The sequence below is a fragment of the Meiothermus sp. CFH 77666 genome (assembly GCF_017497985.1).
Classification (GTDB): Bacteria; Deinococcota; Deinococci; order Deinococcales; family Thermaceae; genus Meiothermus.
The window spans coordinates 295,658-317,737 of the sequence record NZ_JAGDFV010000001.1 but is presented as its reverse complement, the minus strand read 5'-3'; the positions used below and the strand labels follow the sequence as shown (position 1 = coordinate 317,737).

At 61.3% G+C, this 22,080-nt stretch carries 16 protein-coding genes and 1 other RNA gene; 9 read left to right on the top strand and 8 right to left on the bottom strand.

The window, feature by feature from the left end; genetic code table 11:
* Positions 1–3: 3 nt before the first annotated feature.
* Positions 4–912, bottom strand: a complete 909-nt coding sequence (locus tag J3L12_RS01415; RefSeq protein WP_208013241.1) for an AAA family ATPase — start codon at positions 910–912, stop codon at positions 4–6.
* Between the two features lie 277 nt (positions 913–1,189).
* On the opposite strand from J3L12_RS01415, the gene tsaD reads away from it, so the two are divergent.
* Positions 1,190–2,170 (top strand): tRNA (adenosine(37)-N6)-threonylcarbamoyltransferase complex transferase subunit TsaD, encoded by a 981-nt coding sequence (gene tsaD / locus J3L12_RS01410; RefSeq protein WP_208013240.1) that lies wholly within the window; start codon positions 1,190–1,192, stop codon positions 2,168–2,170.
* A gap of 3 nt (positions 2,171–2,173) precedes the next feature.
* Here the strand turns inward: tsaD and J3L12_RS01405 are convergent, their stop codons facing one another.
* On the bottom strand, positions 2,174–2,860 hold the full coding sequence (locus tag J3L12_RS01405) for a hypothetical protein (protein ID WP_208013239.1): 687 nt from the start codon (positions 2,858–2,860) through the stop codon (positions 2,174–2,176).
* Positions 2,861–3,258: 398 nt separating this feature from the next.
* On the opposite strand from J3L12_RS01405, the gene secA reads away from it, so the two are divergent.
* The 4 genes from secA (at position 3,259) to J3L12_RS01385 (ending at position 9,187) form a co-directional block, all read left to right on the top strand.
* Positions 3,259–6,288 carry a preprotein translocase subunit SecA gene (gene secA / locus J3L12_RS01400; RefSeq protein ID WP_208013238.1) on the top strand — a complete coding sequence of 1,010 codons (3,030 nt, stop codon included), beginning with the start codon at positions 3,259–3,261 and terminating at the stop codon, positions 6,286–6,288.
* Positions 6,289–6,522: 234 nt separating this feature from the next.
* Complete coding sequence (locus tag J3L12_RS01395) at positions 6,523–7,398, top strand: metallophosphoesterase (protein ID WP_208013237.1); 876 nt, start codon at positions 6,523–6,525, stop codon at positions 7,396–7,398.
* 207 nt (positions 7,399–7,605) lie between these two features.
* On the top strand, positions 7,606–8,424 hold the full coding sequence (locus tag J3L12_RS01390; RefSeq protein WP_208013236.1) for a metallophosphoesterase: 819 nt from the start codon (positions 7,606–7,608) through the stop codon (positions 8,422–8,424).
* Positions 8,425–8,677: 253 nt separating this feature from the next.
* A complete protein-coding gene (locus J3L12_RS01385) occupies positions 8,678–9,187 on the top strand; it encodes a DUF1648 domain-containing protein (protein ID WP_208013235.1) in 510 nt (169 codons plus the stop codon).
* Here J3L12_RS01385 and J3L12_RS01380 read toward each other — a convergent pair.
* The 3 genes from J3L12_RS01380 to J3L12_RS01370 all read right to left on the bottom strand — a co-directional run bounded on the left by J3L12_RS01380 (position 9,172) and on the right by J3L12_RS01370 (position 11,987).
* Positions 9,172–10,251, bottom strand: coding sequence for a prephenate dehydrogenase/arogenate dehydrogenase family protein (locus tag J3L12_RS01380; protein WP_208013286.1), 1,080 nt, complete (start codon positions 10,249–10,251; stop codon positions 9,172–9,174). The genes J3L12_RS01385 and J3L12_RS01380 overlap by 16 nt on opposite strands.
* Before the next feature lie 97 nt (positions 10,252–10,348).
* The gene (gene aroF / locus J3L12_RS01375; RefSeq protein WP_208013234.1) at positions 10,349–11,386 is read right to left on the bottom strand and encodes a 3-deoxy-7-phosphoheptulonate synthase; all 1,038 of its coding nucleotides are present in this window, start codon (positions 11,384–11,386) and stop codon (positions 10,349–10,351) included.
* Between the two features lie 193 nt (positions 11,387–11,579).
* A complete protein-coding gene (locus tag J3L12_RS01370) occupies positions 11,580–11,987 on the bottom strand; it encodes a hotdog fold thioesterase (RefSeq protein ID WP_208013233.1) in 408 nt (135 codons plus the stop codon).
* 51 nt (positions 11,988–12,038) lie between these two features.
* On the opposite strand from J3L12_RS01370, the gene ssrA reads away from it, so the two are divergent.
* The 3 genes from ssrA to J3L12_RS01355 all read left to right on the top strand — a co-directional run bounded on the left by ssrA (position 12,039) and on the right by J3L12_RS01355 (position 16,968).
* Positions 12,039–12,394: a transfer-messenger RNA gene (gene ssrA / locus J3L12_RS01365) on the top strand.
* Between the two features lie 178 nt (positions 12,395–12,572).
* Positions 12,573–14,741, top strand: a complete 2,169-nt coding sequence (locus J3L12_RS01360) for a vWA domain-containing protein (RefSeq protein ID WP_208013232.1) — start codon at positions 12,573–12,575, stop codon at positions 14,739–14,741.
* Positions 14,742–15,030: 289 nt separating this feature from the next.
* A complete protein-coding gene (locus J3L12_RS01355; RefSeq protein ID WP_208013285.1) occupies positions 15,031–16,968 on the top strand; it encodes a S8 family serine peptidase in 1,938 nt (645 codons plus the stop codon).
* A gap of 19 nt (positions 16,969–16,987) precedes the next feature.
* Here J3L12_RS01355 and J3L12_RS01350 read toward each other — a convergent pair whose 3' ends face one another.
* From J3L12_RS01350 to J3L12_RS01340, 3 genes are all read right to left on the bottom strand, one after another.
* Positions 16,988–19,768 carry a DNA translocase FtsK gene (locus J3L12_RS01350; RefSeq protein WP_208013231.1) on the bottom strand — a complete coding sequence of 927 codons (2,781 nt, stop codon included), beginning with the start codon at positions 19,766–19,768 and terminating at the stop codon, positions 16,988–16,990.
* A 346-nt stretch (positions 19,769–20,114) separates the two neighbouring features.
* Entirely contained in the window at positions 20,115–20,606 is a 492-nt protein-coding gene (locus J3L12_RS01345) for an OmpH family outer membrane protein (RefSeq protein WP_208013230.1), read from the bottom strand.
* Positions 20,607–20,618: 12 nt separating this feature from the next.
* Positions 20,619–21,110, bottom strand: a complete 492-nt coding sequence (locus tag J3L12_RS01340) for an OmpH family outer membrane protein (protein WP_208013229.1) — start codon at positions 21,108–21,110, stop codon at positions 20,619–20,621.
* 124 nt (positions 21,111–21,234) lie between these two features.
* Between J3L12_RS01340 and J3L12_RS01335 the strand changes: the two genes are divergently transcribed.
* Positions 21,235–21,672, top strand: coding sequence for a hypothetical protein (locus tag J3L12_RS01335; RefSeq protein WP_208013228.1), 438 nt, complete (start codon positions 21,235–21,237; stop codon positions 21,670–21,672).
* Positions 21,673–22,080 lie beyond the last annotated feature (408 nt).

The window sequence follows — 22,080 nt, the reverse complement described above, 5'->3', positions numbered from 1 at the left end:
CAACTACTTTGCCATGGTGCGACGCAACAGATCCTGCACAATCTGGGCCACTTGAAGGCCCTCGAACTGGGCCTCTTCGGTCAGGAGCAGCCGGTGCGAGAGGGCGGGCATGGCTGCGCTGCGCAGGTCGTCCCAGTCGAGATGAGCGCGACCCGCAAGGTAGGCCAGAGCTTTGGCCAGGTTCAGCCAGGCCTTGGCTCCACGGGGCGAGAGCCCCATGCGCAGGTGCTTCTCTTCGCTGGCAAGCTGGGCGGTGTTGGCGATGGCCTCGAGCGCCGCCGTACTCACCACCACCTGCCGTGATTCGGCGCGGGCCAGGAGCAAATCCAGCCCGGCCACCGGCTCCGGGCTGGCCGGCTCTTCAGAAAGAATTTTGATCCAGGTGGCTCGGGGTGGCGCCTGCACGCTAATTTTCGACATAAAACGGTCTAACTGCGCCTCCGGGAGGGGATAGGTGCCCTCGAGTTCCAGTGGGTTCTGCGTGGCCAGCACGATAAAGGGCTCGGGCAGGGCATAGCGCGTGCCGCCGATGGTTACACCGCGCTCCTGCATGGCTTCCAGCAGCGCCGACTGGGTTTTGGGGGTGGCTCGGTTGATCTCGTCGGCCAGCACCACCTGGGCAAAAATGGGCCCCTGCCGAAAGACGAACTGTCCCTCTTCCAGAATTTCGGTTCCGGTTACGTCTGCGGGCAGCAGGTCGGGGGTGAACTGGATGCGGCGGTACGAGAGCCCGCTGGCCTCGGCAAAGGCTCTGGCCAACAGGGTTTTGCCCAGCCCCGGTAGCCCTTCTAAAAGCGCGTGCCCGCCCGCTACCGCCGTGGCCAAGAGCGCACGGATGACCTGTTCTTGCCCAAACAAAACCTGCGAAAGCGCAGTTTGCAGGGCCGAAAGTTGAACTCGAGCATCACTCACATGCCCATACTACCCGCAGTATCCGGCTTGCAGGCAGGTTCCAACCCGCAATTTCAGGCTATTATCGTTTTCCCCTTTCCCTCTCCCCTTGCGGGAGAGGATGGCGACAGCGCTGGCCAGTTTGGTGCCCCTTTTGCCAGATAAAGCAATTCTGGCGGTAACCGCTGTCGCCGGGTGAGGGGTTGAAACGACGATGCCCATGCCAATGATAAGAGCCTGAAGCCGCAATTTTGGTTTTTAGCTTGACCCCGAAGGCTTTGGTTAGGAAAATCGGACTGTGTGGATTCTGGGCATAGACACCTCCTGCGACGACACCGGCGTGGGTCTGGTGCGGGACGGTCAGGTAGTGGTCAACCTGGTGGCCTCACAAACCCTCCTGCACCAGCGCTATGGGGGGGTGGTGCCCGAGCTGGCCTCCCGCGAGCATACCCAGGTGATAGATGGCCTGGTACAGCAGGCGCTCCTGGAGGGGGGAATTGAAGTTAGCAACCTCGACCTGATTGCGGCCACCCGGGGGCCAGGCCTGATTGGGGCCCTGCTGGTGGGCTATACCTACGGCAAGGGGCTGGCGTTTGCCCTGGACAAGCCCTTTGTGGCGGTGCACCACCTCGAGGGCCACATCTACGCGGCCCTGGCCGAGCATCCCGAGGTAGAACCACCCTTTCTAGCCCTGATTGCCTCGGGCGGGCACACCCATCTTTTCGAGGTGCGAAACTGGGGTGAATACCATCTGATTGGGGCTACCCTGGACGATGCTGCTGGCGAGGCCTTTGATAAGTCGGCCCGCCTGCTGGGCCTGGGCTACCCTGGGGGGCCCGAAATCGAAAAACTGGCCCAACACGGAGATGCCCATAAAGTGCCCCTGGGGGTTCCGCTCCAGGGCCAGGAAGGCTTTGCCTTCAGTTTTTCGGGCCTTAAAACTGCCGTTGCCAGGGCCATTGAAAAGGGCTATGCGCCCGCCGACATTGCTGCCCGGTTCCAGCAGGTAGCGGTGGAGCATATTGCTCAGGTGGTGACCCGTGCGGCCCAGCACACCGGCCTCAAAACCCTTCTGGTGACCGGCGGGGTAGCACAAAATGCAGCGCTCAGGGCTTACTTGCAGGCAGCAGGCCTTCGGCTACTCTTCCCCCCAAAGGGCCTGGCTACCGACAACGGAGCCATGATTGCCCTGGCTGCCTGGCGTACCCAGGGGCAGAATCCGCCAAACCAGCTCAACCTTCCGGCGGCGGCCTATCTGCCCCTAGACCGTGCTCCTTGAACCCTACTTTCGCAAAGCGATCAGCTCGGTTACGTTTTCACCGTCGCGGGTTTTCTGAATGCTTTTGACCAGCCCCACATTTTCGGCATACCAGCTGGTGCCCTGGCTTTCGAAGTTGAAGGGAATGTTGATGGGGCCTGCGTTGGCCCGCATTCGGGTGACAAAGGTGGTCTGGAGTTTGTAGGCCATAAAACGGCCCGCAGGGGTGGTGACGTTTTCCTGGCCTACGACCCGATAGGTGGTCTCGAGGGTACCGCTAATGTTGAAGCGCAAAGGCCCCTGCTGGCCGGTTCCCCGCACCTCTATCACCAACTTCCAGCTATTGCCCACTGCCCAGGTGTCGTAGTCGGGTATGGCGACCCCCGTTATCTTGACTACCTCCAGGTCGTAGCTGACCGGCTGCCCGCCCGCCTCAACCCGGTTGCTCCCACTTCCGCCGAAATCTACCGGGACGATGCCTTCAAGGGTGCAGCGATATTTCAACTCCTCTCGGCCACCGGCAGTCTGTCGAACCTGGGTAAAGCCCCCATCAGTGATGTTGGTCTTGCGGATCGAATAGGTGCTGGAGCGTTCGCCGATAACCCGGTACTGCCATTCCCAGCCCGGCCTGGTCGGTGAAAAGGGTTGGTCACAAAGGTTAGCCAGGGCTGGGCTGCCCAGCAGAAATAGCAAGAACAATACCCGGAACATATCCAAAGTGTACAAAAAGTCTGGTCAGCGAAACGTTAGAACCTGGCTGGGTGCTTTCTGTGTCCTACCCAGTCGGTAGTTTGGCGAGCTTCTTCTGGATTGCTTCGTCGGCCTTTGGCCTCCTCGCAAAGACGTCGGTTCGCTTGAGAGACTGGTTGGTAAACCTTCTTGCCAACTTTCCCCTTAGGCTGTATGGCTACCCTTACGACGCTAGGTGGAGATATGGAGCAGGGAGTCGGGGACAGGGGTTGGAAACCTGCTACCCACCTCCTACCACCTTGTTCTGTACAGGGCAGAGCGTTCTCGATGTCGAATAGCTCCAGATATGTGAAGAACGCTCTAAAGTACCCAGATACCCCACTCATTCTCATTCAGACAGGGTACAATTGCGCCTGGTTATGTTGGCCTGGATTAATAAGCTTCTGGATAACAACGAACGCAAGGTGGCCCGCTACTGGAAAGAAGTGGTGGCCCCTGTGAATGCCCTCGAGGACGAAGTTTCTCGCATTGACGACCTGGCTGCCGAGTACGCCAGGCTGCGGGAGGCTTACCAGAATGGACGTGATCTGAATGAGTTGCTGCCCCGTGCCTTCGCTCTGACCCGCGAATCCTCTAAGCGCTTTCTGGGTCTGCGCCACTATGATGTGCAGCTTATCGGGGGGGCCGTCCTGCACGAGGGCAAAATTGCCGAGATGAAGACCGGGGAGGGCAAAACCCTGGTGGCCACGCTGGCAGTCGCGCTCAATGCGATTACGGGGAAGGGCGTACACCTCGTCACGGTGAACGACTACCTGGCCCGGCGCGATGCGGAGTGGATGGGGCCCATCTACAAAGGCCTGGGCCTTACGGTGGGCGTGGTGCAGAACCACTCGCACCCCGAGGAGCGCCGCAAGGCTTACCTTTGCGACGTGACCTACGTAACCAACAGCGAGCTGGGCTTCGACTACCTGCGCGACAACATGGCGGTGGCCCCCGAACAACTGGTGCTGCGCCACGATACCCCGCTGCACTACGCCATCATCGACGAGGTGGACTCGATCCTGGTGGACGAGGCCCGCACCCCGCTCATCATTAGTGGCCCCGCCGAAAAAGCTACCGACATGTACTACCGCATGGCCGAGATAGCTAAGAAGCTCGAGCGCGGGGAAAAGCCCCCGGTAGGCACCAAAGGCGAGCCTACCGGCGACTACACCATCGAAGAGAAGCAAAAAGCGGTGCACCTGACCCTGCAAGGCATTGCCAAGGCCGAAAAGCTCCTGGGTGTTGAGGGATTGTTCAACACCGAGAACATGGAACTCGCCCACATGCTCACCCAGGCCATCCGGGCCAAGGAGCTGTACTTCATTGACCGCGAATACATTGTACAAGATGGTCAGGTCATCATCGTGGACGAGTTTACGGGCCGCCTCCAGCCGGGACGGCGTTTCGGCGAGGGGCTGCACCAGGCCATCGAGGCCAAAGAAGGGGTCAAAATTGAACGCGAGAACCAGACCCTGGCCACCGTGACCTACCAGAACTTCTTCCGCCTCTTCGAGAAAACCGCGGGCATGACCGGCACCGCCAAGACCGAGGAGAAAGAGTTTCAAGAAATATACGGCATGGACGTGGTCAGTATCCCGACCAACCGGCCGGTCATTCGCCAGGATGCCCCCGATGTGGTCTATCGTTCGGAGAAGGGCAAGTTCTTTGCGGTGGTAGAGGAGATCGCCGAGAAGTACGAAAAGGGCCAGCCGGTGCTGGTAGGCACCATCTCGGTGGAGAAGTCCGAGCGGCTCTCGGCCATGCTCAAAGAACCCCGGCACTTCCTGCCGCGCCTGGAGGCCAGGGCCCAGCTTCTGGCCAAAGCCATCGAGAAGCAAAGCGGCCCCGAGTGGGATCGGCTCAAGAAGGCCCTCGAGCGCCCCGGCTCGCTGCGCGACAGCGAGCTTGAACAGTACGAGTCCACCATCCCCCCCAAGGGCAACATCCGGGTGGCCTGGGACTATCTCAAAAAAGCCGTTCACACCCTGGAACTCATCCGCAAGGGCATCCCGCATCAGGTTCTGAACGCCAAGTACCACGAAAAAGAATCGGAAATCGTGGCCCAGGCGGGCCGCAGCAAGACCATTACCATCTCGACCAACATGGCCGGGCGCGGCACCGACATCAAGCTGGGGGGTAATGCCGAGTACCTGGCAGCCGACCTGCTGCGGAAGGAGGGCCTCGAGCCCCGCTCTGAGTGGCGCATTGAGCTGTTCATCAAAAAACTTGTGCAGGGGGCCGAGGAGGAGGCTCTCAAACTGGCTGCCGAAATCGGCATTCGCCAGTCGGTGATTGACGAAATCCGCCGCCTGCGCGATACCTGCGCCGCTGATGAGGTGCGGGTCAAGGAGCTGGGGGGTCTGCACATCATCGGCACCGAGCGCCACGAGTCGCGCCGCATAGATAACCAGTTGCGGGGCCGTTCGGGCCGCCAAGGCGACCCCGGCAGCAGCCGCTTCTATGTCTCTTTCGACGACGACCTGATGCGCCTGTTCGCCTCCGAGCGCATTGTGGGAATGCTTGACCGGATGGGCTTCGACGACTCCGAGCCCATCGAGAACCAGATGGTCACGCGCTCTATCGAGCGGGCCCAGAAGCGTGTAGAGGATCGCAACTTTGACATCCGCAAGCAGCTCTTGCGCCTCGACGAGGTGATGGCCCGCCAGCGCGAGGTGATCTATGCCCAGCGCCGGAATGTGTTGCTGGGTAGCGATGATGTTGTGCGGGAGGGGGCTTTGGCAATGGTGGAGGACACCGTGGATGGGGTCGCCGCCAACTACCTCAACCCCCAGCAACACCCCGACGACTGGGACATCGAAGGCTTGCGCTCGAGCCTGGTCGACTACATTCCGCCCCTCAAGGACTTCGACTTCGACAGCCTGCGCAAGCTGAAGGCCGAGGAGGGCATCGAAAAGCTTGTCGAGGCCGCCCGGGCTGCTTATGAAGCCCGCGAGGCCGAGCTCAACCGGCAAGGCCCCAACCTGATGCGGGCGGTGGAGCGCTTCGTGACCCTGCAGGTAGTGGATAACGCCTGGAAAGAACACCTGCACAGCATGGACGTGCTCAAGCAGGGCATCTTCCTGCGCGGTTACGGCCAGCGCGACCCCTTCCAGGAGTACAAGCTCGAGGGTACCCGCTTCTTCAACGAGATGATTGCGGGCATCAAGAGTGAAGTGACCAAGTTCCTGTTCCGCCTCCAGGTCGAGGTCAACCAGCAGCCCGCTCCGGCACCTGTGGCCCAGGGGGTTGAGTACAGCGGCTCTGAGGCCGGTGCAACGCTCTCCCAGGGCAACCGTGACCCCTTTACGGTGGGGCGCCAGCAAAAGGTAGCCTCGGCCTACTCAGGCTTGAGCCGCGCCGAACGCCGCAGACTCGAGCGCGAAGAGAAAAAGAAAAGCAAGCGATAGCGGCCGCTGTGGGTTGATTTTTGATTGGAACGAACGCCAGGGGTTCGCCCAGAAAGACCTGTTGTTTCATGGCTGGTTTGTCGCCGAACCGTGACGAACCAACCCGGCCCATGAGGTTTTTGGTTTTGAAAAGTGTCTTTTGAATCCGGTAGCGAACCTCGAGTGACCGTGTAAAGACTTCAACTGCTTGAAATGGGCATCCAGGGGCCCTCTCAGGGCGTACACTGAGGCGCGATGCTGACCCGTCGTCGGTTGCTTTCCCTGCTGGCCCTGGCTGGTCTGGGGGTTGTGGGTGCAGGGGGGCTGGCGGTGGGTGGTGCCTACCAGTTTCAAATCAATCGCTACCGGCGGGTTTTGCGGGGTCTGGATCGTCCGCTGCGGGTTGTTCAGCTCAGCGACCTTCACTACGGCCCCTGGGTTCATGCTGCATCGGTGCGGGCCTGGGTGAAGGCGGCCAATGCCGAGAAACCCGACCTGATCGTCATCACCGGCGACCTGATAGAGTCGGGCCTGCGCCTGGACTGGCTCAAAGGTATCTACCAGGCGACCACACCAGACCTGGACGACCTACTGACTGCGCTGGGGGGGCTTCGTGCGCCACTGGGGGTCTACTCGATTTGGGGTAACCACGACAATGGACTCCCCAGTGTTAAGCGTTATCTGGGCCAGCGTTTGCCCAAAAAGGGAATTGAAGTTTTGTCCAACCAGGGCCTATGGGTGCGAGACGACCTCTACCTGAGCGGAGTAGACGACTACTGGGCAGAGGAAGCCAACCCCAAGGTTTCTCTCGCAGACTACCGAGCTGGAAAGGCCAGCCTGGCCCTGGCTCACAACCCCGACTTCTGGGATTTTTACCAGGGTCTACCGGTGTCTTTGGTTCTGAGCGGTCATACCCACGGGGGTCAGGTCTATCTGCCTGGTGTGGGCGCGCCCTGGACGCCTTCGTACTATGGTCAAAGCTACCTTGGGGGGTGGTACAGCCCCGGCTACAGCCCCGCCTCGCCCCCGGTTGCGGGGTTTGTCTCGCGGGGGCTGGGCATGACGGTGCTTCCCTTGCGCATCAACGCACCTGCCGAACTGGTGGTATTTGACTTCATCCCGGAGGACTGATGGCGGCGGTTGGAGCACTCTTCGTTTTATCGAGCTACTCGACTTCAAAAACGCCTTGTCCTGGAACGCATAGTGCCCACCTGGAAACTCGAGACCCAAGCACTCGTGGGTCGACCCGGCCCAAGCTTGGGTAACTTGCGTCTGACCCAGATGCATTCCCGTTTTTGTGGGCGGCCACGTTTGTGAGAAGTGCGATACGATGACGGAGTGATTTTTGGCTATTCCTTCACCGTGCAGCACTACCGGCGCCCCTTGAGGGGCTTGCAGGCCCCCTTGCGGGTTGCCCACCTTTCCGACCTGCATATCGGGTTTTTCATTCGCCAGGGTTCCGTGCGCCGCTGGGTGGAGGCCACCCTGGCGGAGCAACCCGACCTGATTGTGATTACCGGCGACCTGACCGACTCCGGGCGAAAACACCAGGTGCTACCCATCCTGCCGGAACTGCGAAAGCTCCAGGCCCCCCTGGGCGTCTGGGCGGTCTGGGGCAACCACGATTACCGCTATAACCACTACCAGCCCAGGCACCCGGAGCGGGTAACTTCTAAAAAGTCCAGCTCGAGCCCACCCAGGGTGCCCATGCTGCCCCCGCTGGAGCTGGAGGAAGCGTTCAATCAACAGGGCGTTCGATTTCTGCACAACGAAGGTGTTCAACTCCGGGAAGACCTGTATCTGGCAGGCGTGGAGGACTGGTGGCACGGCGAACCCGATATTGAGAAAGCCCTTGCCAAGCACCAGTCTGCGTCAGCTTGTTTGCTTATTTGCCACAACCCGGACTATCTGTACCAGGTGCCTAAGTCGGTTGACCTTACCCTGTGCGGCCACACCCATGGGGGACAGGTGGTGCTGCCCTGGTATGGCCCTACCTTCACGTCCTCGCTCTACGGCCAGCAGTTTGCCGGGGGCTGGGTAGACGACCCTGTTCCGGCTTTTATCTCGAGGGGCCTGGGTTTGTCCACCGCACCCATACGGGTAGCCTGCCCGGCTGAACTGGTCATTCACGAGTTTGTGCCTGCCCACGGCCAGTAGCTCATTGCCCAGGGTCATAACAAATCAACCTGAACGCTTTCCTTCTCCCCTTGCAGGAGCCCGCCAGCAGTCCAGGTGCATTTTGCCGTAGATAACTGCATCTGGGGTGTCGTTGGATGAGGGATTAAAGGATTGCTACTCAGAAAATTCTATCCAGACGGATTCGATATCAACTGCCTCTGCAGGGCTTTGGGTATCGGGATGGTGTGTTGCTGTCTGTACAAACCAACAAGGAAGTTGGCATCATAAAAATGTGAAAGCCTCTCCCCCATGGTGGCTGGTTTTTATCGGTCTGATAGGGCTTTGGGGCCTGAGTGCGTTGCTTTACCCCTTGCTTCCGGATCGCATCCCCGGGCATTTTGGACTGTCCGGGGGCGTGACCCAGTGGGTGCCTAAGAAGAGTTTCTGGATCTTGCCGATTGTAGCCACTTTGGGGATACCCACCACTTTTACCCTGATTCGCATGGCTATGACGGACTACACATTCCTCAATCTCCCTAACAAAAATGCTTTTCTAAGCCTGGAAACAGAGCAGCAGCAGCGGATTTTGCGATACTTGGATGACGGCTTGGCGGGGGTTCACGTCTTGATGCTGTTAATGTTTGGGTACGTTCAGTACGAAACGTACAGGGTTGCACTCAACACCGTGCAGAGCCTCGGTTCTTTTATTTGGGGAATACTTGCGATTCTTTTGGTTTACGTGGTTTGGCTGAACTGGAAAATTTGGAGGATGGTGGGCCTCGAGGCTCAACGCACTCGGTAGCCGATACTTTCCAGAATTTGCCGGGCCTGCTCACGCTCGTCGGGGGTGGCAAAGCCCATCCGGATGGCGCCTCCTTCGTCGCGGATGGCCAGCACCTCGAAGTTTTTGATGTTGACCCCGGCGTTTCCCAGGGCCGTGGAGACGGTGGCAATCTGTCCGGGCTTGTCGGGAACCTGTACTACCAGTTCGTTCATCACCGGCAACAGGCTGCGCTTAACGATGGGCAGTGAGTCGCGGGTGCGTTTGGCTTCCTGGGCCACCTCGAGCAGGTTCTCGGGGGCCTCGAGCAGGTTTTCCAGCTCCAGCATCACCGCCCGCAGATCCTCGATGGCCTCGCGCAGGGCCGCTTTGTTAGCCACCACCATGTCACGGCTCATGCGTGGGGAGCCCGAGGCCACTCGAGTCAGGTCGCGGAAGCCCCCGGCGGCCAGAAACATTAGCAAGTCCTGCTGGGGATCCTGGGCCACCAGTCGGTTCAAGCCCACGGCCAGCAGATAAGGCAGATGGGAGATGCGGGCTACCAGCCGGTCGTGGAGCTCGGGGGAGATTTCCAGTGGATAGGCCCCCAGGTTTTCTACCAGCCTGTGCAGGGTGGCAAGGGCCTCCGGATTAGTCGAGGGGGTTGGCGTGATCACCCAGACTGCGTTTTGCAAGAGCCCGGCGTGGGCCGCCTCGACCCCCGCCTTCTCGCTGCCTGCCATGGGGTGTGAACCCACAAAGTTGGGCAGTACCCCTGTGAGCGCTGCCACCACCGGGCTTTTGACGCTGCCCACATCGGTCCAGAGGGTGTGCGGTGCGGAGAACTGCGAGAGCTTCTGGCCCTCGCTTACCAGCACCCCCATCGGGGCGGCCAGCACCCCCAGATCCAGCTCTCTAATCCAGTTCCCCAGGGATGGGTGAACCCGATCCACTACTTGCAGGGCCAGGGCATCCTCGAGCGCCCCGGGGTCGGGGTCGTAGGCGTGAATCTCCTCGGCCAGGAAGCGCTCGCGCAGGCCCAGGGCCACGCTGCCGCCCAGAAGGCCAATCCCAAAGATGCCGACTTTGCCAAAGAGGGGCTTCATCATAAAGAGGTCACGGGTCGAGGGTAGCAAGTCGTGGGTCATGCAGCCGCTAGCTATCCGCTATTGGCTATTCGCTATCTGCTATTCGCAAAACGCCTCAGGCAGGCTCGAGTTCCCGCGCCAGCCTGCGGCCCAGCACCGGCAGGAGGGCCTTGACCTTGCCCATCATATCGGCAAACTGGCTTTCGGTGAGCTGCTGGGCCGCGTCGGACTGGGCCTTTTCGGGCTCGGGGTGGGTCTCCACAATCAGGCCATCCGCCCCAGCGGCCAGGCCTGCCAGCGCCAAAGAGGTCACCCAGTCGCGCTTGCCGGCGGCATGGGAGGGGTCTATCCAGACCGGCAGGTGGGTAAGGCTCTTGAGTACCGGTACCGCCGAGACATCCAGGGTGAAGCGGGTGGACTTTTCGAAGGTGCGGATGCCCCGCTCCACCAGAATGACCTTCATGTTGCCCTGGGCCAGCACGTACTCTGCCGACATCAAGAACTCCTCCAGGGTCATGCTCATGCCCCGCTTGAGCATAACGGCCCGGCCCGATCTGCCTGCCGCTTGCAGCAGGGCGAAGTTTTGCGCGTTGCGGGCCCCGATTTGCAGCACATCGGCGTAAGCGGCTACCAGGTCTACCTGCTCGGGTGAGACCACCTCGGTCACGATGGGCAGGCCGGTCTCGCGGCGGGCCTGGGCCAGAATCTCCAGACCCTCCTGGCCCATCCCCTGGAAGCTATAGGGCGAGGTGCGGGGTTTGAAGGCGCCGCCCCGGAGCATCTGTGCGCCGTGCTTTTTGACGTAGCGGGCAGCAGTAAGGGTTTGCTCCAGGCTCTCCACCCCGCAAGGCCCGGCGGCAACCAGCACCTCGCCGCCGCCGGTAGCGCCGGTGTTCCAGCGCAGCACGGTGGGTCTGGGGGAGACCTCGAGCGAGGCCAGCTTGTAGGGCTTGGAGATGGGGATTACGTCCTGCACAGCAGAAAGCGCCCGAAAGTGCTCAATCAGCTCCGGGGTGGGGCCCTTGCCGATGGCCCCAATCAGGGTGGTGTGCTCGCCCTCGGACACATGGGCCCGGTAGCCGACCCGCTCCACTTCCCGTACGACCGACTCAATTTCTGCCGAACCTGCACCATGTTTCAGAATGATTAGCATCGCCTCGCTCCTTTCACGCAAAAAAACTTCCGGGGTTTGCGTTCCCCGGAAGCACGGATGCGTGTTAAGCCACTATGCGAGCCTCACGGGGATGCCAGGCCAATAAAAATACCCAAAAAAGCGGGCAGTTTGGCTTGCGAAACCCCTCGAGGTCTGCATATGCAGGGAGTGTAAAGGCGGTTGTCCCCGTTTGTCAATCCTTACGCAGGGGCGTAATGGCCAGCGTACAGCGCGAAATGCAGACCAGACGTCCCTGCTCATCTCTGATTTCGATGCTCCAGACAGCGGTGGTGCGCCCCGAGTGAAGGGGCGTTCCGGTAGCCGTCACTTTGCCGGACTGCATGGAGCGCAGATGGTTGGCGTTGATTTCCAGCCCGAAGCTGGTATAGCCCTCTGGTGCAGCCAGGTAAGCGCCAATGCTGGCGACGGTCTCGGCCAGTGCCACCGAGGCCCCACCGTGCAGGTAGCCAAAGGGTTGGTGCAGCCTGGGGGTTACCTCCATCTCGGCCACCACCTTTTGGGGGGATGCCTCCAGAATCTGGATGCCCAGGGTCTTGACCAGGGTGTCGCGCTCGAGCCGGGTGGGGTCTATCTTGCTCATGGCCCTAGCCTACCCAAGAAGCCAAAAACCTGCTACAATAGCTATTTGCCTGGGGGCGTTCCGGTTTCGACAGGGGCTCTTGAAGGCAGTACGGCGTGTCGAGGTAGCCCATGGCCTCGTAAAAATGGGCAAAGCCATAACTGGCGACGTTCGTAGCAACAGCTACGCCCTCGCTGCTTAAGTCAGCGACGTTCTTCAGAAGCCCAGCCGATGGCGTGCTGAACGAACGACCTAAAGTCGGCTAGCTCGAGGCAAGGCCCCGTAGCCAAGAGCGAAATTTATACGGCGCTCGGTTCCGGCCCGCTGTTGGTGGCGCAAGCCCGAACGACAACCAAACACCAACTACACACGTAGAAGTCTGCTGGATGGGTCTTTGGACAGGGGTTCAATTCCCCTCGCCTCCACCAGTACCCCGCCCTGCAACTAGCAGGGCGGGTTTTTGTTGCCTCGGGGTTGAAGCCAGGTGTATCTCGGTTGCGACGAACCGAGTAACAAGTTGTTCCGCATGGTAAAGTTCAGCCGCCGAATAACGCATCTGCGGCGCTACTCGCATTTGGTTGAAGCGGAACCTTTGATAATAAGCGTGTGTCGTTCGGATTACGCGCTGCCGTTATAGCCCTTCTGCTGCTGGCCTTCTGGGGGCCCAGTATTCCCGTGCAGCCCGTCCGAACCGTGGTCTTGCTTGACCAGAGCCCCTCGGCGCGGGAGGCCGTCTGGAAGGTTGCGCCCGAGCTGAACCTGACTGGGGCGCAGTATGTGGCCTTTGCCAGCGGGGCCACACTGGTGCCCACCCCCACGGCCCGCCGCCTCGACCTGGGCGAGGGCACCCAGCTACGGGAAGCCCTTCGCAAGGCCCAGGAGCTGCGCCCCGACCGGATCGTGCTGGTATCGGATGGACTGTTTCAGGATCAGGCCGAGCCCATTGGGGTTCCCATCTTCAGCCTTTACCAGCCCCCCAGTCCCAACCTCTCGCTATCGCTGGTGGCGCCGGCGCTCCCCAGTAAGGGCGAGACCATCGAGGTACGGGCGGTGCTCGAGTCCACGGCCAGCGTCAAGGCACGGCTGATTGTGGAGGGCCCTGCGGGGCGGCAGGAACGCGAGTTGCAGCTCGAGGCCGGGCGCAGCAGCGTGGGGTACCGCTTTCGCCTGGATGGGCCTGCGGTCGTATCGGCGCGGGTCGAGAGTGCGCTAGGCACCGAGCAAACCCGCCTCGAGCTAAGCCCCGCCGATACCACCCGGGTCTGGGTGTTGGGTGACGCTGCCCTGGCCCGCTACCTGCAGGCCCAGGGGTTTACCGTAGAGGAGCGGAAGGAAATCACCCTGCCCATCCGGGCCGAGGTGGTGGCCCTGGGGGTCGGGGCTCGAGACCTGTCGGCGGCCGAACTCGATGCCCTGCAAAGCTTTTTGAACCAGGGGGGTAGCCTGCTCTGGACGGCCACCCCCAGAGGGTTGTTTTTTGGAGGCTGGGAGCGCTCCAGCCTGGAGGGCAGCCTGCCGGTGGAGCCGGTAGAGGAACCCGGCGGGGTGGGGATTGTGCTGGTGCTGGATGTTTCGGGCAGTATGCTCGAGGCCGACAAGCTGGGCCTGGCGGTGGTGGGTTCGCTCGAGCTCATCCGCTCGGCCCGGCCCCAGGATTACATCGGGGTGGTGGTGTTCTCGGATCGCCCGCGCTGGCTGTTCCGGCCCCGCCCCATGACCGAACAGGGCCGAAAGGAGGCCGAAAGCCTGCTCCTGTCTACCTCTGCCGGCGGCGGCACCATGATAAAGCGGGCCTACCTGGAAGCCCTGGACGCCCTGGAAAGCCTGCCTGCCGACTCCAAACAGGTGATTGCCCTGACCGACGGGCTGGCTTCCGATGTCACCCCCGACCTGTTCGATGCGGCCCGCGATGCCAGCCCCCGGATCAAGACCAGCACGGTAGCGCTGGGAGCCGATGCCGACCGTCAGTTCTTGCGTGAGCTGGCCCAGGCGGGTGGAGGCACCTTTTGGGATGTGCCCAGCCCCCAGGATCTGCCCCGGTTTTTCCTCGAGGAGGCCCAGCGGGCCTTCCAGCGAGACGCCCTCGAGGGCAGTTTTCCGGTCTCGGTGCGGCCCCACCCCATCACCCGTGCCACCAACCCCCCCGCCCTCAGGGTCATTCTGCCGGCCAAAGCCAAACCCTGGGCGCAAACCCTGCTATCTTCCGGCGAGAACACCGTGCTGGCGGTGGGGGAGAGCGGGCGAGGCCGCGTAGCCGCCCTGGCCACCGACCTCTCGCGCTCCTGGCAGGGCTGGCCGGGAACACCTGCGCTGATGGCCGAGCTCATGCGCTGGCTTTCGCAGACCCCCGCCCGGCCCAGGGTGCAGGCCATACGCGAGCCCGACGCACTGCGGGTGTTGCTGGAGGGTCAGTTCGAACGTCCCAGTGTACGGGCTGGCGGCCTCGAGCAAAGCCTGGCCCCCACCGGGCCCCTGCGCTACGAGGCCCGCCTGCCCAAAGAAACGGTAGGTCAGGCAGTGATTTTCGAGAACGAGCAACCCCGGCTACGGCTGCAACTGCCCACCCTGCCCGAGTGGCGCATTGAAGATGGCCAGGAAAACCTGCGCAGGTTGTCGGAAATCAGCGGGGGCCGCCTTCTGGGCAGTACTTCCGAGCTACAAAGCCTTACCGCCCGGAAAGCCCTGAAGCTGGAGTGGCCCCTGATTGCGCTGGCGCTGGCGTTGTTTTTGGTGGAGCGTTACCTCGAGCGAAGACGAGGCCAACGCATGGGCTGACAAATCGCCGAAGATTTTACGCCCCGCTCGCGCCTGCGGCCTCGAGCGAAGACGAGGCCAGTCCAGGGTATGACAAATGGCTGGGAATTTGCCGGATAGCTCGCGCCTGCGGCCTCGAGCGCAAACGAGTCCAGCGCATGAATCAAAGTTCACCCTAGCTATCGGCTATGGGCTATGGGCTATCGACTGTAGGCATCCTCTATCCGCATCCAAACCCTCCTCTTTAGCCTTTCCTGGAAATGGTCAGAATCGGCTTGACTTTGACTAAGGGGCGGTTAGTGTGGAAGAGATGCGCTTTTACGCTTTGCTGGCACTGGTTCTATTAGCAGGATGCGCCTCGCAGAATGCCTGGATGCCTGCTCCGCCCAACACCATTCCCGGTGAAGTGGTGATGGAGGGCCTCGAGGGCACCCTCACCCTTCGGGTCGGCTCCAATGTGGCCTGGCGGATTGACTCCTACAGCAGTTGGCTCACCGCCAGCCCCCAGCGTGGGGTGGGGCCCAGGGTGGTGAAGCTCGAGGCTAACTTCAGCGGTGAAATCCAGAGCCAGGCGGAATACAGCGGCCTCCTCAGTATTTCCGGGGACGTAGAGACCACCGTGACGGTGCGCTTGCCGCTGGTGCGGGTAGTGGGCGCGGTGGCGGACGCAAGTCTGGCAACCACTGCGAGCCTCGTCCCGATGGGCTCACAGGGGTTGCGTTCCGTCACACCCGGCAAAGCCAGTGCAAGGCCCGTCGAAATCCTGGTCAAGTACCGCCGCGACCTGCGGAGTGTGGCCCTGCCCCAGGGCAGCCGGGTGCTGTCGCACGACCAGATTAGCCGCCTGACCAAGCTACAATCCACCAACCCCCAGGCGTTGCTCCAGCGCCTGCGCCTCGACCCCAGCGTAGAGTGGGCCGAGATCAACGGCACCGTCAGCGCTCAGGGCGAACCCACCGATCAGTTCTACCCCCAGCAGTGGTACCTGCGAAGCACTGGCGCCCGCTTCACCTATCTGCAAAGCTACACCAACCCTGTTACTGTTGCGGTGGTGGACACCGGGGTGCGCTACGACCACCCCGACCTGGCCGGGCGGCTCTGGCTACCGGGCGAGGGGGCCTACGACTTTGTGGGCGATGCCGCCCCTCCCACAGACCCCAACCAGCCCTACGACCCCTGCGCCGATCCGGTGCCCGGCAACCCCGGCGACACCAACCCTTCCGATCCCTGCGATCTGAACGCCCGCACCGGTGGCAGCCACGGAACCCACGTGACCGGCATCATTGTGGCGGGGGCCGGCCCCTTTACACCCGCCTGCCCTACCTGCACGGACTCGGGCATTGCCGGTATGGCCTACAACGCTCCCCTCAAGGTACTGCCCTTGCGGGTGCTGGACTCACTCGGCAACGGTACCTTTGAGGATGTGGCGCTGGCCGTTCGCTACGCCGCCGGCATCCCGGTGCAGAAGGGCAACCAGACCCTGCAAAACCCCCATCCTGCCCAGGTCATCAATCTCTCGCTGGGTTCTCTGGCCTATTCCAACGTAATGTGTGAGGCGGTTTCGGATGCGGTGGCGCGGGGGGTTTTGGTGGTAGCCGCAGCAGGCAACTTTCAAAGCCGTAGCCCCGGCGCCTTGGTTTACCCGGCAGCCTGCCCAGGGGCCATTTCGGTAGCGGCTACCGACCAGAACAACCAGGTAGCCTTTTACAGCCAGCAAAACAGCGATGTGGACGTTGCCGCCCCTGGGGGCAACACCTCGCAGACTGGCGGCGGGATTCTCTCGACCACCTGGAACTACACCACCAACCTGCCCAACTACACCTTTTACATGGGCACTTCCCAGGCTACTCCCCAGGTAGCAGCAGCGCTAGCCATGTTGTTATCTGCAAGCAAGGCCTCGAGTGCCGAGGAGGCATGGGTCAAGCTGCGGGACTCCGCAACCGACCTGGGGCTTCCGGGTCGAGACGACTCTTTTGGCTATGGGCTGATCAACCTGCCTGAAGCATTTGCCTGGGCGCTGCCCAGAGGTGATTTTATGGTGAGCTTCAGTGGGCCAATTTCCCGGCACATACCAGTGCCTAACGGCCAGTTTGAGACCTACCTGTTCCCTGGAACTTATAAAATAACTGCCTGCCGCGACGACTCGGGCAACAGATTCTGTGACCGTGGGGAACCGAAGCTCGAGCGCCAGCTACAGGTGGGCGGCAGAAACACCCTTGACCTGGGCACCATGATGGTGGGGCCGTAGTTTAGGATTGAGCAAAACCCTACTCCCCCCCAAAATACTCCGGCAACTGGTCGCGGGTAATCAGCACATCGCGGGGTTTGCTGCCCTGGTGGGGCCCCACAATGCCCATGGCCTCGAGGGCATCTACCAGCTTGCCTGCCCTGGCGTGCCCCACCGAGAGGCGGCGCTGGAGCCTGCTGACCGAGGCGTAGCCTTCCTCAATCACAATTTCGGCGGCTTTCTTGAGCAAGGGGTCGCCAAAGTCAATATCGCCAGCCTCGCCCGAAGGCCCGCCGCCCAGGTTGAGGGGGCCTTCAAAATCGGGGCCGTACTGCTCGACGAAGCTGTCCTCGAAGCTCTGTTCGCGCAGGAAGCTGGCAATGCGGTGCACCTCGGTTTCGGAGAGAAAGGGCCCTTGCAGGCGCACCGGCTTGGGCAGGCCGGGCTGGTGGAAGAGCATGTCGCCCTGGCCCACCAGGCGCTCGGCCCCGTAGGTGTCCAGGATGGTGCGCGAGTCGAAGCCCGACGAGACCGCAAAGGCCATGCGGGCCGGGATGTTTACCTTAATCAAGCTGGTCAGGATGTCCACCGAGGGGCGCTGGGTGGCCAGAATCAGGTGCATCCCGGTGGCGCGGGCCATCTGCGCCAGCCGCAGAATGGCCTGCTCGACTTCCTTGGGAGCAGTGATCATCAGGTCGGCCAGCTCGTCAATCACAATCACCAGATAGGGCAGGGTAGGGTCGCCGGCGGCGCGCATCTTCTGGTTGAACTGCTCGAGGTTCCGTGCTCCCACCTGGCTCATCATCTTGTAGCGCCGCTCCATGTGGGCCACCGCGCCCAGCAGCACCCCGGCGGCATCGGCGGGGTTGGTGACCACCGGGCGCACCAGGTGCGGGATGCCCTCGTAGGGGGTGAGCTCGACCATCTTGGGGTCAATCATCAGAAAGCGCAGCTCGGTGGGGAGGTACTTGAACAGCAGACTGGTAATCAGGGTGTTCACCGCCACCGACTTACCCGAGCCGGTAGAACCGGCAATCAGCAGGTGGGGCATGCGGGCCAGATCCTTCACCCAGACTTCGCCGTCAATGCTCTTTCCCAGCACCATGGGTAGGATGTCCTTGCTGCGAGCGAAGGCAGTGGACTGGATGGCCTCGCTGTAGCGCACCAGTTCGCGCTCGGTGTTGGGCACCTCGAGGCCAATCACGCTCTTACCGGGAATGGGCGCTTCGATGCGCACCGAGCCAGCTGCCAGGGCCAGGGCCAGGTCGTTGTGGAGGTTCTGCACCCGGCTGATTTTTTCGCCGGGGGCGGGCTCGAGCTCAAAGCGGGTCACGGTGGGCCCGCGAGACCAACTCACCACCCGGGCCTCCACCCCATGGTGTTGCAGGGTGCTGTTAATGAGCTCGACCTGCCGCTGGGTGATGATCTCCAGGGCCTTGGGGTCGTAGCGCGGCGCTTCGGGCTTGTCGAGCAAATCGAAGCTGGGTAGCGCCAGGGCAGTTGAGGGTCTGGCTGCGGAGGCAGTCTGGGGTGCGCTATTCTTGGCAGGTTTGCCGGTTTTGGGCTTCTCGGGGGGTGGAACGGTTTTGTGGGTAGCCTCCACCTTGTCCGGTTCGGGAAACACGAAATCGAAGTCCAGCACCGGTTCGGTGGGCGGTTTGGCGGTTGCCACCGCAAAAGCAGGGGGCTCGGCCTGCAGGCCCTTCTCGAGCAAAGCCCGCAGCCCCGCCGGGTGGGCTTCTGCCGGGGCCGACTCCACCCACTCGGCCCAGCGCAGCCAGCCGTCTACCCGCTCCTCCAGGCCCAGGGTCAGCTCTTCCGACTCGCGCCAGCTCGCCAGGCGGCTTTGGTGCTCGTCCAGGGCGGCCAGCAAGGCCCGGGCGTTGGTGGGGTTGCTCAGTTTTTTAGCGGCAGCCTCGGCCTGGCGGGTGAGGGTCTGGGTTTTGGTCAGCAGGGTGCCGATTTCCAACACCAGCGCGGTGCGTCGCTCCTCGAGGGCCTGGGCCAGACCCTCGCCTTTCAAGGGAGCCGCCAGCGCTGCGGCCAGTCGCTCGAGGCGCACCGGCAGGGGCCGGGGCTCGGCAGCCAGCTTTCCAGCCAGCTCCTTGGCCCGTTCGGCTCGAAAATCGTCCAGCAGACGGGCAAACCCGCCAATGGCCTCGCCATCCTGGGGGTTGCGCCGGAAAGCCCTGAGGTCGTCCTGGAGGGTATACAGGGCCTTGTGTTCGGGATAGCGCTCGGCCAGCGTCTGAGCTTCCAGCAATAGTCTTGTAGCAGTTTGAGAAAGCCTGTAGGCCCGGTATAGACGCTGCGCGGCCAGCACCACCCGCCGGGTACCTTTGCCCAGCAGGAAACCGGGTCGCTGGCCAAGGGCCAGATCGGCCACAAAGCTAAGGGCCAGCAGGGGAAGTAGCAGGCCGAAATTGCCGAGGTGGCCAGTCAGCAGCTTATGTAGGGTTTCGCCAACCGTACCACCCAGCGGTTTGGAGGCATGAGCGACCAGGGGTAGGCTGACCAGACCCCCCGCTGCGATGAGGGCGGTAGCCCTTAGAAAGCCCCCCAATGGGCGATCTAGCAGCAGCCAAACCCCCAAGATCGCTAAATTGGGCGGCACCAGCCAGGCTAGGTAGCCCAGGTTGCCCCAGAAAAAACTTTGCACTGTGCTGCCCAGTTGGCCTGCTAGGTTAGAGCCAAAATAGATAGCAGCAGCCAGCAACACCGAGAGCCCCATCACGACCAGGGAGAAAGCCTCGAGGTCGCGCTTTCGCTCGGTGGCGGAGGCCTTAACTGTTTTATCGCCTTTAGATTTGCCCTTGGCCATCGTTTACGATTCTAACATATCGGCAATTAAGCTTGACTCTGACAATAAACCAGCCAGTGAAGGCCGATAGTCTATCGTCAATGATCCATAGTCGATGGCTTATGGTCTATAGCCGATAGCCAAAGCTGATAAGTATCTCCACAATAGAAACGTAATGGGTAGGGAAAGGGTGATTCACGAGGCCGCGCCGCTGCAAACCCCAGAATTCGCACTTCTGTTGAGCAGCATGATATTTCTATCGCGGGCGCACTTAGACAGGGGCAGTCACAGAGGGGTGGCTTCACTCAAACAACAAACAAAAAGCGTGGGTCACTTGCTGCCCACGCCTGTTGGTGTTGGTTCTTAACTATTTGGGGAGCGCCCGGATCACGGCGTCGGTAATCTCGAGTTCGTCGGCGGCGTAGACCACCAGACCGCTGGTGGCGGCCACTTTCTTGTCCAGTACGATGGCGAAGCCTTGCTGCTGGGCTACCCGCGCGATAACCTGGTCAATCTCTTCGGTGATGGGCTTCAAGACTGCGTTGCTGCGCTCGGTCCACTTGCGCCCTGCTTCTTGCAGGCTTTGGGCCAGTACCCGGTAGTCCTGCTGCTCCTTGGCAGTGGCATTTCCGGCCCGCAGCTTGGCTTCCAGGGGTTGAAGCTGGTCGCGGAGGGGTTTGAGCTCGCGCTCGGCCTGGGTGCGCACATCCTGTACCTTCTTGAAGTCCTTGTGGGCCTGTACCACTTTTTCGGCATCCACGTAACCGATGCGGGTAGGGGTGGGACGGTTCTGTGCGATGAGCGAACCACCTAGTAGCAAACCTGCCAGCATCACTACAAACAACCAGTTTCTGTTCATCCTTTCACTCCATTACTTAGGCAAAGCCCGCACGACGGCCTGGGTAATGTCCAGCTCCTGTGCGGCATACACCACCAGGCCACTGCTGGCAGCCACTTCCTGGTCAAGCACGATAGCAAAACCCTGCTCCTGGGCAATTTTGCTCACGATTTTGTCAATATCCTCGGTGATAGGACGGAGAGCCGCGTTCTGCTGGTCGTTCCACTTCTTGACCGAATCTTGCAGGTTTTGGCTCAGGGCTCGGTAGCTTTGTTGCTCCTGGGCCGTAGCATTGCCCGCGCGGATTTTAGCGTCCAGGGGTTGAAGCTGCTCGCGGAGGGGCTTGAGTTCAGCTTCAGCCTTAGTTTGGATCTCCTTGACCCTGGCAAACTGTGGATGGGCTTCTACCACGGCCCTCGCATTGAGATAGCCGATTTTGGTCGCTGTGGGTTGGTTTTGTGCCACCAGCAGGCTGCTCAGCAGCAGGCCAGCCAGTATGGGCACAAATAGCGAAAATCGCTTCATACGCGCCACACTGTAAGGGTCAGCCCTTAGCACAGGGTGAGAGCCAGGCCACTGGTGATTTAGGCCAGGCTCGGCTATGGTATCGCCTGTGAGGTCGCCGACCTCAGAACCAGAGGTGTGTGTCATGAAACGTTTACCTGTCTTGATTGTTCTTTTGCTTCTAGCGTTTGCCTCGTCCGGTTTTGCTCAACGGGCCTTCCAGCTCCGCATCTCAGTGCCCTCGCCCAGCCTGGGGTTTGGCCTCGAGGCCAACCTACAACGCGACCTGGTAGCCCTCATCTACGGCGATGTGCGCTTTACCGGCCCCAGCTTCCTGATTGGAGGCGAGGTGCTTTTCAAGCCCGACCTGGGTCAGTTCGATCGCGACCTGCGCGGCATCAAGCCCTACTTTGGCGGAGGCCTTGGCCTGGGCTTACCCAACGCCAACTTTGCCCTGACCCTGGACGCCGGGATTGAGTTCGCCCTCGACCGCGATACCGGTCTGTTCATCGGTGGCCAGAGCATTTTTCCCTTCAACAGCTCCCCTTCGGCCCGGCTGCTATTTGGAGCAACATTCCGTTAGCACCCCGCCGGAAAGTAGGTAGTGCTTGTGGCCTCCTGCCTTATGCAGGGGGCTTTCGTTGGTCGTTGTAGAGATGTCCGTACACCTCCGGGTTTCCGGGAGGGATTGACATAGAGCCCCCTCCCTACCACGTAGGGAGGGTGGGGGAGGGTATTGGGTGAGGCCCCCAACCACCAGGTTACGCAAAGTCGCTGCTCAGCAACCCCACCTAACCTCCCCCACACGGTAGGGGAGGAACGAAAAGGTTTCTGCTACGGCTTTTGCAAGAGCGTACTGCATAGTTTGTGCCGCAATGGACACTTTGTACGGGTATTTATACGACTGTGTACTAAGTGGTCTGGTAACAAAGTGTTTGAGATGCCTCCATTGAACCCAACTTCCGCTCTTGATTTCTTGTAGTCATTCCGA